Here is an 11,460-nt window from a genome sequence, read left to right as displayed (position 1 = left end):
TGCATCATCACTTTGAAAAAAAGGGATGGTACGAATCCCAGGTCGTCATGCGTTTTTACATTCTGGGCGTTTTGTTTGCTGTCGTGGCGCTCAGTACTTTAAAAATTCGATGAGACACGCACTTCCTTCTTGCAAGATTAGGCCCCGGCTGTTAGAAGCAATGACTGAAGCGGCCCGAAGCGCAACTTCAGGCGATAAAGTCCTGCTTTCAACGGCTAGCTCGAGCTTCGACCAGTTTCGAAAAGATCAGGAATGCCGTGAAAGCATTTGTCAGGCAGCAAAATCAATACCTGGGGGTGTCCAGGGTGGTCACCCCAATATGATTGGTAGATTTGCCATAGTTCAGTCATGGCCGATTTTGTCGGCCAGGAGATTTAACGATTTGCGCTCGTGGTTTTTCCAAGCAAAACCATGGCACAAAGCAAGCCATCGTCCATTGATACTACACTTAGAAGAGTCAAAAAACGTCCATTAAAATGAATAATCCTAGTCCACTTGTTCCACAAGGGTCCCTGCTCGATCCTAAAAACAAAGGCCGTGCCCGGGTGAAGATTGCCGTCTTTGTCGTGCTGGCCATCCACGGTATCGGCCTTTTGGCGCTGCTGATGCAAGGCTGCAAAAAGGAGCCTGAGCCAAATGCAGTGGCGGAAGATACCAACGCAACAACGGCAGCGGCGGCGCCGTCTTTCGAGCCCACCAACGCGCCGCCGGCGGCCACCAATGAGGTGCCCGTGCCAACCAATGCGACCGTGGAGGCGACACCAGTACCTCCCCCGCCACCGGCCCAAACGGACTACACCGTCGTTCAAGGCGACAACTTCACCACGATCGCGAGGAAATTCCACGTGAGCGTCAAAGCGATTATCGATGCCAATCCGGGTGTGGAGCCGACGCGGCTGAAGGTAGGCCAGACATTACACATCCCGCCCCCGGCGACCCCGAGCGGGGCACCCGGCGCGGTTGGAGGCAGCGGCCCGCCTGTTGAAACCCCGAGTGGTGAGCAAATCTACACGGTCAAATCCGGCGATACCCTGACCCGCATCGCCGGGCAGTATGGGGTTTCAGTCCGCGCACTGCGTTCAGCCAATAGTTTGACGACTGACCGGATCCGAGTCGGCCAGAAACTCAAAATCCCGGTGAAATCGGCTCCAGTCCAGGCACCGGCGTCTGCTGGCAGCACGTCGGCTCCCACCGGGACGGCGCCGCCACAGTAAATAATTGTGCCAAGCCCAGGGCAACAGCAGCCCTGGGATTGGAATTTTGTTTAGCGAATCAGCCATCGGCAATCAATGAGACCACAGCAGGAGAGGCCCGGTGGTGGACCGATGAGACTCGCCGTGACGATGCTGGTCTTTTGCGTGGCGGGGTTGCTGGCCTTAGGTCTTGTGATGCTTTACAGCGCGAGCATGGCACAAGCCGGGACGCATTTGCTGCTCAAACAATTGGTTGGGAGCGCCATCGGGGTGGTGCTGGGGGTCGGGATTGCATTGTTGGACTATCAGCTCCTAAAGAAATTGGCATGGCCTCTTTTTATATTAGGAGTGGTGTTGCTGGCGCTGGTGTTTGTGCACCCTTTCGGTGTGAAGCGCAATGGCGCCATGCGTTGGCTGGGCTATCATCAAGTCACTCTTTTTCAACCCTCGGAGTTTGCAAAGCTGGCCCTCATCCTGGTCCTGGCTTGGTATGGGGAGCGTTACCAGCGACAAATGCCGTCCTGGAGGCGAGGCATCCTTGTGCCGGGTTTGTTGATCGGCCTGGTTTTGGGGCTGATCTTTAAAGAACCCGACGTCGGCAACGCGCTGCTGTTAGCCTGCGTAAGCGGAATCATCCTCCTGATAGCAGGTATCCGGCTTAAGTATTTCCTGCCCCCAGTCGTGGCCGCCGCCCTGGCGGTAGGGCTTTTTATCTATCACAACCCCATGCGCTCTGAGCGCATCTATTCCTGGTTGCACCTCGAGGAGACCAAGCGGGATAAGGGCCTGCAGGCCTACGAAGCCATGGTCGCTCTGGGCAGCGGCGGCATTACGGGCAAGGGCCTGGGCGACAGCCGCCAGAAGCTCGGGTTCCTCCCGGAGCACCACACGGATTTCATTTTCTCGATTATCGGCGAGGAACTTGGATTAATCGCCACTCTGCTGGTGGTTGTTGCCTTCGTCACTGTGGTTAGTTGTGGGGTCTATATTGCCTGGCATGCCCCGGACACGTTCGGTTTGTTGCTGGGTTGCGGGGTAGCTTTTTTAATAGGTCTGCAGGCATTTATCAATATTGGGGTCGTGACCGGCGCGCTGCCCAATAAGGGCCTGCCGCTGCCATTCATCAGCTATGGGGGGTCGAATCTGGCCATCATGCTCTTATCGATTGGGATCCTCCTGAGCATCGGGCGCCAGGGGCGCGTCCACGAAAGATTGGCAGACCCAGCTGAAGGCGCTATGCCAGCCCTGGCGCGGTCCCGGGGGAACCCGTTCAAAGGCGCTGCACTTCCATGAAGCCCGCTGCCTATCCTGGTCCAAGAATTGCCCTGGCCTGTGGGGGCACCGGTGGCCACTTGTTCCCCGGGTTGGCGGTTGCGGAGCAATTGGTTCAGCGTGGCTGCTCCGTCACGTTACTGGTTTCGCCAAAGGAAGTGGACCAGCAAGCGCTCAAGTCGGTTGCGGGTCTCGATGTGGTCACGCTGCCGGTCATTGGATTGAGTTCGGGCAAGACGTTCGCATTTCTAAACGCCTTTTGCCGTTCCTACGCCGCGGCCCGGAAACTTTTTCTGCCGAACCCTCCCCAAGCTGTCCTGGGCATGGGTGGATTCACCAGCGTTCCGCCTCTCCTGGCTGGGCGAAGGCTCGGCGCCCTGACTTTTCTGCATGAATCCAATGCCATTCCTGGCCGTGCGAATCGCTGGTTGTCATGGACGGTGGGCCGGGCCTTTGTTGGGTTCCCGTCAGCTATCTCGCGACTGCATCAAAAGAACACTGTTATCTGCGGCACTCCCGTTCGTTCAGAGTTCCAGCCCAGGGACGCCGGAGGTTGCCGCACGGAATTAGGTTTGGACCCGAATCAGCCGCTGGTGCTTGTGATGGGCGGCAGCCAGGGTGCCAGCGGGATAAACGAACTGGTGCTGCGTTCGTTGCCATCTTTGGCCAAACTCGCGGCGGAATGGCAATGGCTGCACCTCGCCGGGTCTGCTGATTTGCCGAAGGTCCAAGATGCTTATCGAATGCTGCGGGTTAAAGGCATTGTGCGCACGTTTTTTGCCCGAATGGACCTGGCCTTGGGAGCTGCGACCGCCGCTGTGAGCCGGGCCGGGGCTTCTTCGCTGGCGGAGATTGCCGCGCTGCGGGTCCCGTCCGTGCTGGTGCCATACCCTGCGGCGGTCGATGATCACCAGACCCACAACGCCCGCGCGTTTGATCTCAGTGGAGCGGCGCGGTTGCTGCCCCAGGACGAGGCAACTCCTGAAATTTTGGGAGGGCTATTAATGGACCTGGTGCAGAACCAGGCAAGGCGGCAGGCGATGCGCCTGGCCTTGGCGCAGTGGCACAAGCCGGAGGCGGCCCAGGAAATTGCCCGTGTGCTCCTGGCCGACATTGGCCGGGTGGGGCCGGCGCCGGTTTCAATTGAGCACACATCGTTTTCTGAAATTGTGGCATGAGCGACCCCAATGCAATTTGCGGAAATCCCGCGGTGATTGACGCAGCGGACGAATTGACTCAGCGCGTCTCGTCCGCAACCGTCGTCAGAAAGAAAGAACCCCTGGCCCGGCGCACCACCTTGCGGGTGGGCGGGCCGGCTGATGTGTACGTCGAACCGGCTTCGGAACCGGATTTGGCGGCGGTGCTCAAATGGTGTGAAGAACACAACTTGCCCTATCTTCCTTTGGGCCGTGGGTCAAACCTCCTGGTCCGTGACGGCGGCTTTCGCGGGGTGGTGATTTGTCTTAACCAGCCGTGTTTTGGCCGGATCGAAGTTGAGGGGGACCTTCTGCGTTGTGGCGCCGGGGCCAAGTTGAAGGCGGTTGCCGTCGAAGCCCGGCGGCGCAGTCTTGCGGGGTTTGAGTTTCTGGAAGGAATCCCGGGCAGCATCGGTGGGGCGTTGCGGATGAACGCCGGAGCCATGGGCGGCGCGATATTTCAGGTGGTGGACTCGGTTCGGGTGATGGACGCCAGCGGCGTGGTTCACGAACGAAAACCTCAGGAGTTGGAAGTTCAGTATCGCGGTTGCGCTGCGCTCAAGAACCAGATTGCCCTTGGGGCGCTCCTGCGCGGACGCCCCGGCGCGCAGGCCGAAATTGAGCAGCGGATGCAGCAGTTCAGCCAGAAACGCTGGCGAACGCAGCCTGCCGCCGCCAGCGCTGGGTGCATCTTCAAAAACCCGGTGACGATTCCCGCTGGCCGGCTGATCGATGAACTGGGCCTCAAAGGTACACGCGTTGGCGGGGCTGCCGTTTCCCACGAGCATGGAAATTTCATTGTGAACACAGGCGCGGCCACGGCGCAGGATTTTTTAGATTTGATTGCGCTGATCCGGCAGCAGGCAAAATCCAAGCGGTCAATCGATTTGGAAATCGAAGTGGAAATCATCGGCGAATGAACATTACGGTCATGTCAGGCGGCCCGAGCGCCGAACGCGAGGTCTCGCTCCGCTCGGGCGCAGCCGTCGCCCGGGCCCTGCGCGCCCGGGGGCACCAGGTCTGGGAACTTGATCCGGTTACGGAAGACTGGCAGCTCGCTCACGAGACCGAGGTTGTTTTTCTGGCCTTGCACGGAACCTATGGTGAGGATGGCACGGTGCAGCAGCGCCTCGAGGAATTGGGCGTGCCTTATACCGGCTGCGGTCCCGAGGCCAGCCGCATCGGGTTTGACAAGGCCCTGACAAAACAGCATTGCATGGCAGCGGGCGTGCCCACGCCCCGCTTTGTCGTCATCGATTCGTCCACTGCCAGTTGGCCATTAGGCTGGAACCCACCGGTCGTTCTCAAACCCTTGCGGCAGGGCTCCAGCGTCGGCCTGCAATTCGTCGAACGCGTTGCCGACTGGAGCAAGGCCCTGGCCGAGGCGATGCGGTTCGATTCGCAGGTCCTGGTGGAAGAGAAAATCAACGGACGCGAGACGACGGTGGGGATTTTAGGCGGGCAACCATTGCCGTTGGTCGAGGTGCGGCCAGGGAGTGGAATTTATGATTACCAGACAAAATATACCGCCGGCTCGACCGAGTATCTATGCCCCGCGCCTTTTAGCCAGGAAACGACGGCGCGGATTCAGGCGGCTGGCCTGGACGCTTTCCGCGTCATTGGCGGGCGCGATTACGGGCGGGTCGATGTGATGGTTCGGGCAAACGACGAGCCGCTGGTGCTCGAGGTCAATACCCTGCCCGGCATGACTGAAACGAGCCTGTTGCCCAAAGCCGCTGCCGCCGCCGGCCTGACCTACGGCGAGCTTTGCCAGCGCATGATTGACCTGGCCATGAAGCGCGCCAAAGCCGTGACCACTGGATAAAACAACAGATGTGGGCCCGACGGAAACCGAAGAACCGCCGCCTTGGCCGCGAGCACGTGCTGGACGTAAAGCTGCGTTCGAGCCAGGTGCGCGCCGCGCGTTTGCGCCTGGCGGCTATGGCCTTGGCGGTGGTATTTGCCACTGTCCTGGGCGCCTACTCCCTCTGGAGAGCGGGGGGCTGGGCCCTGGATCGGCTGGTCTATCAGAACAAGGCCTTTGCCATCACCCATATCGACATTCAGACGGATGGCGTGATTGCGGTGGACCAACTCCGCCGCTGGACCGGTGTGCAGGTTGGCGACAACCTGCTGGCCCTTGACCTGGCTCGAGTGAAACGTGATTTGGAATTGGTCTCACTCGTCAAATGCGCGTCGGTCGAGCGAATCCTGCCGCGTACACTGCGCATTCGGGTGACGGAACGCGAACCTCTGGCGCAGATCAATACCTTCCGCCCTCGCCCCTCTGGCGGTATCGAGACCGCCGTCTTCCAGTTGGATGAGGAGGGTTACGTCATTGTGCCGCTCGACCCCCGGCAACGCGCCCCGTCAGCCGGAGGTCCGGCCGATCCGCTGCCCACCATTGTGGGTCTGCGCGCCGCCGACATCCAGACTGGCCGCACCAATGCATCGCCACAGGTCCAGGACGCCGTCCAGTTGCTCGCGGCCTTCGAAAAATCCGACATGACCGGCCTGGTCGATATTAAGAGCGTTGACGTCTCCTCCCCGGATGTCCTGGTTGCCACCACCGACCAGGGCAGCGTCATCACCTTTGGCGTCACGGAGTTGGACCGGCAATTGCGCCGATGGCAGTGCATCAATGATTTGGGTCACAAGATGAACAAAGTCATCGCCACTCTCGACCTGGCCGTTAGCAATAATATTCCCGCCTGCTGGCTGGAGGCCAGCGCGCTGCCTCCGGCCCGTCCCAAATCCCCCAAACACCTCAGGAGAAAACATGTTTGATTCCGCCTCACCCATCATTGTCGGCTTGGAAATCGGCACCTCAAAGATTTGCGCTGTGGTGGGCGAACTCAATTCTGATGGGGCGCTGAACATCGTCGGCTTGGGTCAAGCCCGCTCTCGGGGCGTGCGCAAGGGGGAGATCAGTGACGCGCCCGCTGCCGAGGAGGATGTGCGGCACGCCATTGTCGAGGCCGAACAGATGGCTGATGTTGAAATCCGCAGCGTTTATCTCGGGGTCACCGGCAGTCATGTGCGGGGTTTCAATAACCGCGGTGTCCATCCGGTGGCTTCCGCCGATCGCGAGATTTCCGAGGCCGATGTCCAGGATGTCATAAAGAATGCCAAGACCATCAATCTGCCGGCCCAGAACCACGTCATCCACGCCATCCGCCAGCATTTTTTGGTAGATGGCCAGGATGGCATTGCCAACCCAGTGGGTATGCTGGGGGCCCGGGTCGAGGTGGATGTCCACGTGGTTCATGGCAATTTAAACCGCCTCCAAAATGCCATCCGCGCCGTCAAGGGCCTGCAACTGGAAGTGGACGACATCGTCTTTACTGGTTTGGCCTCATCGCTGGCATTGTTGACCAATGAACAAAAAGAGCTCGGCTCGCTGGTGATCGACATCGGCGGAGGCACGACCGAATATGTGGTGTATGCCAACGGGATCATCAAACACACCGGCGTGCTGGCGGTTGGCGGCGATCACCTCTCCAATGACCTGGCGTATGGGCTGAAGGTCCCCTTGAGCCGGGCCGAGCAACTCAAACTCGAGCACGGCTCAGCTCTGGTCAATCCCGCCGCCAAGGACCAGACCGTCACAATTGCCAACGATCTCGGCATGCCGCTCAAAATACTCAATTTGGAGAATCTCCAACGCATCATCTCGCTGCGCGTCGAAGAGATTTTCCAGCTCATCACGCAGGACCTCGAACAAGCCGCTGCGCTGGATTACTTGCGCGGCGGGGTATTCCTGTGTGGCGGGGTTTCACGGCTGCCGCAAATCGCCAAGATGGCCGAACAACTGCTGCAGGTGCCTGTCTCACTGGGCAAAACCAACTCCATCAGTGGCTTGAAATCCGCTCTGGACCAGCCCGAGTTTGCAACCGCCATTGGCCTGGTAAAGTTCGGTTCGTTCCAGCAACGCAAGCGCGCTGCCAAGGGGTCGTTGCGCGACGGATTGAAATCGACTCTCGGACAGATATTCAAAAGACCTTGATTCTGGCTACAACTCAAACCCTGACATGGATACCGCCTCTCAATCTGGACCCGGCACAAAACCCGCAAAGGGCCTGCGCACCACACGGATTTTCGGCGTGGGGAATGCCGGGGTCAATGTGCTCGAACCGCTGATCGCCGGCGGTTTGGCGCAGGCTTCCTTTATTGCCGTCCATAGCGACCCGATTCCGTGCGGCATTTTGGCCGCAGTGGAACAACTCCAGCTCGAAAGCAGGCTGGGCGCCGACGGGGACCCGGAGCGGATGCGGGCCTGGGCTGAAGAACAGGCGCCGCGGCTCAAGGCGCTCTGTGCGGGCGCTGAAGTGGTTTTCTTGATAGCGGGGTTGGGCGGGGCTGCGGGCACTGGCATCAGCCCGGTCCTGGCGCGCCTCGCCAAAGAGAGCGGCGCCCTGGTCCTGGGTTTCGTGATTGCCCCGTTTGATTGCGAGGGTGGCCGCCGTCAGCGTCTTGCCCGGTTGGGTCTGGAACATTTGATGGAAACTGCCGATGGAGTCGTGTGCCTGCCGAACCAGAAGGTATTAAAGCTGACCGATGAAACAACCAGCGTCCTGGATACATTCAAGCTCGGAAACGAATTGCTGGCCGAAGGGGTGCGGGGCATCTGGCGCCTGCTGGCGCGTCCTGGCCTGATCGAGATACATATCGGCGACCTCTGCGCGCTTCTTCGTGACCGGCATGCGGAGAGCGCGTTTGCGGCCGTTGAGGCCATGGGCGCCGCGCGCTCGCGCGAGGTGGTCGAGAAGCTCCTGGCCCATCCGTTGCTCGAAGGGGGCCAGGTGCTGGCGGAGTCCAACGTGGTGCTGGTGAGTCTGATGGGTGGCCCGGATCTGGCCATGGCTGAAGTCAACCTGGTGATGGAGCAGCTCCACAGCCATTGCCAGCGGGCGCAACTCATCATGGGGGCGGCTGTGGACGAAACGTTCCGCGAACGGCTGGCGGTGATCGTCATCGCGGCCCAAAAAACTCACGGCTCAGGCGCCGAAAAAGCAGACGGGTACGGAGCCGAGGGATTGGACAGCCAGCTCCTGGGCCGCTCGGCCCCTGCACGGCCTGAATCGAGATTCCTTCCTCCACCGCCCTCGCTGAGCCCGGAAAAGATGGAGCAGATGCTGGCCCGCCAGGGCTCTCGCGCGGGCCGCCCCCGCAAGGCCCTGCCGAAGCTGCGCCAGACCCAGTTGCCGCTCGAAATTGTTTCCAAGGGGCGTTTCGATAAGAGTGAGCCAACTATTCACAAAGGCGAGGACCTCGATGTTCCCACCTATATCCGCCGCGGTGTTTCCTTAAACTGAAAGCCCGACCATCAGAGCCTTTGTCGAACACCCAGGCATCGATAAACCTGGCGGAAGGTTTTGCTCGCCGCGCCAGCGTCCTGAACTACTACGGCGGTCCTCTGCCGCTTTTATCTTTTTAGCGGACTGGCCAAGCGGCTTGGACACTGGTAAGCTTTCGGCCAATGAAGAATCGCACCACAATCATCCACTGGGCGGCAATCATTAGCCTGGCTAGTGTCCTCACTTCGCCCGCTCAAGAACATCCCTCAACAGTGGTTAAGGTCGCCGATGTCGCCTTTGTGCGGCCAGTTTGCTTTGCATCGACTGCCATCAGCGGCGCCTTCTTTCTTTTCAGTCTGCCGGTGACGGCCGCCACTGGGCACGTCCATCAATTCGCCCAGGCGCTGGTGGTCCGTCCCGCCAAGGCAACTTTCAGCCGGCCCTTAGGCGATCTGGACGCATTGGCCGACCGCGAGTAGCCGAGACCAGGCTTCAACTCATCATTGGGGCTTGGCCGCGCATTGCCCCAAGGGGCTGTTGATTTTGAAAACTCGGTAGCGGATGACGCCTTGCCATAAACCCCTGCTGCCTCCACTGAGTTCAATCGAATAGGCCGTCGGACGATGCGCCGGTTGCCCTTTAAAGAGGGCCAGTACCTGCTGGTTATCCAGCAGGAGCGGGCTCGCCAGGAAACCGGCTTCGAGCATGGCCACGGGCGCCCGGAACTTATGGAGCCGGCCAGGCAGGTCGCCCCAGACAGCAAGTCGGACCTTGGGTTCGCGATAAAAAAGTTCTCTAAGCCGTCCCCTCCAGGTGGGCGCAGGGTGTATCTCGATCCAAAGGTCCGTAGCGGGGAAATCTTCGAGGCCAATCGGTTCCCCGGGCCCCACGGTTCCTTCGCGGAGCAGGGTCATGCTGGGACGAGAGCTTGACCTGGATTTGAGCAGCAGAAAGGGCCCCTCCTCGGTCACGGGCTGATAATTGATCAGCAGCGCGCGGAGCACCCGCGCGTCTTCCAATGGCGGAAATCGCCGGTCGAGCGACCTCAACCCAAATAAGACATACTCGGGCGCGCGGGCTGAGAGATAAAACTGCTCATTCAGGCGCATCAATGGCGCGCTGTAGGCGGCGTAACTTTGGAATACAGGCCGAGGAGAGTAGTTCAAATCATTGAGCCATGCGTAGGCCTCATCGTACCCGAATACATCGATGGGGGCTTGGCCAACCAGGTTGCGCACCTTGGGCAACCGGGCTGCGAGGCGCTCCTTTGCCAGCGCTTGCATCATCTGCCTGTGATAGGCCCCTGGACCACAGAGCGACCGCAGGTTCGCGGCAGCGGCCTGGGAAGGGCGAACTAGAGCGTCAGTGAAGGTGCCTGCGATAAAGGTCGATTCGAGCGTAAAGCCTGCCAGGAGAGCGCAAAGCCCCGCTATCCCCCGCGATAAAATCCCGATGGTCCGGTCTTCGCAGGGCAGTAATTCGAACGCGACCGCCAGGATTGGAACGAAGCCAAGAAAAAAGCAGGTATGATATTCGTCTGCGCGCAAAAACCCGTGCTTCCAAACCAGAAACATCAGCAACAGGAGCCAGGCCAGCAGCAGGCCGGCGCGCCCTCTGGAATGGCGACTGGTGAGAGTGCCGGCTGCCAGGCATCTGGAGAGGACCATGCCGATCGCGAGAACGATGACCAACCCACTGCGCAATCGAAGCTGTTCCGAGCCTTCAAGGCCCATGGTGTTGTATCCTCGGGCAACGGCCAGCGCGTTGATAACAAAGGGTCCCATATGCCGCAAGTCTTGACCTAGCAGGAGCCACAAGCTGAGCGTTCCTCCTGCGAAACAGGCCATCAACCCAAGAGCCAGTTGGGGTTTCCTGCGCAGCGCCAAGTCCAGCGCAATCATAGTGACAGTCAAACCCGTTAGGACGAGGAAGGTTAGTTTGGTCAGCCCCGCAAAGCTCGCCAGAATGACAAGCACCGCAAGGGAAACCACCAGGCGCCCCCCTGATTCGAGCCGGCAAAGCAACCCCCAGAAAAGCAGGCCCGCATCGAGGAGGAGGTCGATTCGAGGATCGATGTTGGCGGCGAAGAATACAAAAATAATCAGAAGCAGAATTCGCTTCACGATCGTCAGGCGCCAGGCAGCCCTTACGGCCCCCGCAGCGACAGCAAAACACACCAAAACATCCACGGACAGGCGCACCCAGGCCCAGTGCGGTGCAAAAAAGGAGATGGTCAGAAAGCCAGCGGGGCCGTAGGTGTAAACCAGGTCGGTGCCGTACTGCCAGCCTTTCTGATGCGCGTAGTTCAGCACAGCGCTCCAGCCCGATTCGCCCAAGGTGCTGATCGGCACACGCGGCAGAGTCAGCACACTGAGCATCACAGCAAACGCGACAAGGAATTGGACAACTCCGGGCCGGGTCCAAAGTGAGCGCGTTTTAACAGGTTCGAGCGCAGTCGCGGGCATAAACAGGGAAGCGGCTCTGCAATTGGTGCGTTGGTGA

The 11,460-nt window shown here is 59.8% G+C and carries 11 protein-coding genes; 10 read left to right on the top strand and 1 reads right to left on the bottom strand.

The features are described 5' to 3' along the window. From VG146_23400 to VG146_23355, 10 genes are all read left to right on the top strand, one after another. Positions 1 to 113: phospho-N-acetylmuramoyl-pentapeptide-transferase (locus VG146_23400; GenBank protein HEV2395306.1), on the top strand; the 113-nt coding region annotated here is incomplete at its 5' end. Positions 114 to 476: 363 nt separating this feature from the next. Beyond that, on the top strand, positions 477 to 1,214 hold the full coding sequence (locus tag VG146_23395; protein ID HEV2395305.1) for a LysM peptidoglycan-binding domain-containing protein: 738 nt from the start codon (positions 477 to 479) through the stop codon (positions 1,212 to 1,214). 75 nt (positions 1,215 to 1,289) lie between these two features. Further along, positions 1,290 to 2,486: a putative lipid II flippase FtsW gene (gene ftsW, locus VG146_23390; GenBank protein HEV2395304.1), complete on the top strand. Its 1,197-nt coding sequence runs from the start codon at positions 1,290 to 1,292 to the stop codon at positions 2,484 to 2,486. Then, positions 2,483 to 3,643: an undecaprenyldiphospho-muramoylpentapeptide beta-N-acetylglucosaminyltransferase gene (murG, locus tag VG146_23385; protein ID HEV2395303.1), complete on the top strand. Its 1,161-nt coding sequence runs from the start codon at positions 2,483 to 2,485 to the stop codon at positions 3,641 to 3,643. Before ftsW ends, murG begins: the two co-directional genes overlap by 4 nt. After that, a complete protein-coding gene (gene murB / locus VG146_23380) occupies positions 3,640 to 4,581 on the top strand; it encodes a UDP-N-acetylmuramate dehydrogenase (GenBank protein ID HEV2395302.1) in 942 nt (313 codons plus the stop codon). Before murG ends, murB begins: the two co-directional genes overlap by 4 nt. Continuing rightward, positions 4,578 to 5,486 (top strand): D-alanine--D-alanine ligase, encoded by a 909-nt coding sequence (locus VG146_23375; GenBank protein ID HEV2395301.1) that lies wholly within the window; start codon positions 4,578 to 4,580, stop codon positions 5,484 to 5,486. Before murB ends, VG146_23375 begins: the two co-directional genes overlap by 4 nt. Positions 5,487 to 5,494: 8 nt before the next feature. Continuing rightward, positions 5,495 to 6,448 (top strand): FtsQ-type POTRA domain-containing protein, encoded by a 954-nt coding sequence (locus VG146_23370; GenBank protein ID HEV2395300.1) that lies wholly within the window; start codon positions 5,495 to 5,497, stop codon positions 6,446 to 6,448. Then, positions 6,441 to 7,667, top strand: coding sequence for a cell division protein FtsA (gene ftsA, locus VG146_23365; protein HEV2395299.1), 1,227 nt, complete (start codon positions 6,441 to 6,443; stop codon positions 7,665 to 7,667). The genes VG146_23370 and ftsA overlap by 8 nt, the downstream gene beginning before the upstream one ends. A 25-nt stretch (positions 7,668 to 7,692) precedes the next feature. Next, positions 7,693 to 8,976, top strand: a complete 1,284-nt coding sequence (locus VG146_23360) for a cell division protein FtsZ (protein ID HEV2395298.1) — start codon at positions 7,693 to 7,695, stop codon at positions 8,974 to 8,976. 164 nt (positions 8,977 to 9,140) lie between these two features. Continuing rightward, positions 9,141 to 9,437 carry a hypothetical protein gene (locus tag VG146_23355; protein ID HEV2395297.1) on the top strand — a complete coding sequence of 99 codons (297 nt, stop codon included), beginning with the start codon at positions 9,141 to 9,143 and terminating at the stop codon, positions 9,435 to 9,437. Between the two features lie 21 nt (positions 9,438 to 9,458). Here VG146_23355 and VG146_23350 read toward each other — a convergent pair whose 3' ends face one another. Continuing rightward, positions 9,459 to 11,423 (bottom strand): hypothetical protein, encoded by a 1,965-nt coding sequence (locus VG146_23350; GenBank protein ID HEV2395296.1) that lies wholly within the window; start codon positions 11,421 to 11,423, stop codon positions 9,459 to 9,461. Positions 11,424 to 11,460: the final 37 nt, after the last annotated feature.

The organism is Verrucomicrobiia bacterium (assembly GCA_035946615.1).
Taxonomy (GTDB): domain Bacteria; phylum Verrucomicrobiota; class Verrucomicrobiia; order Limisphaerales; family UBA8199; genus DASYZB01.
Note: the sequence above shows the minus strand (reverse complement) of the source record. Positions and strands in the feature narration are given on the sequence as shown.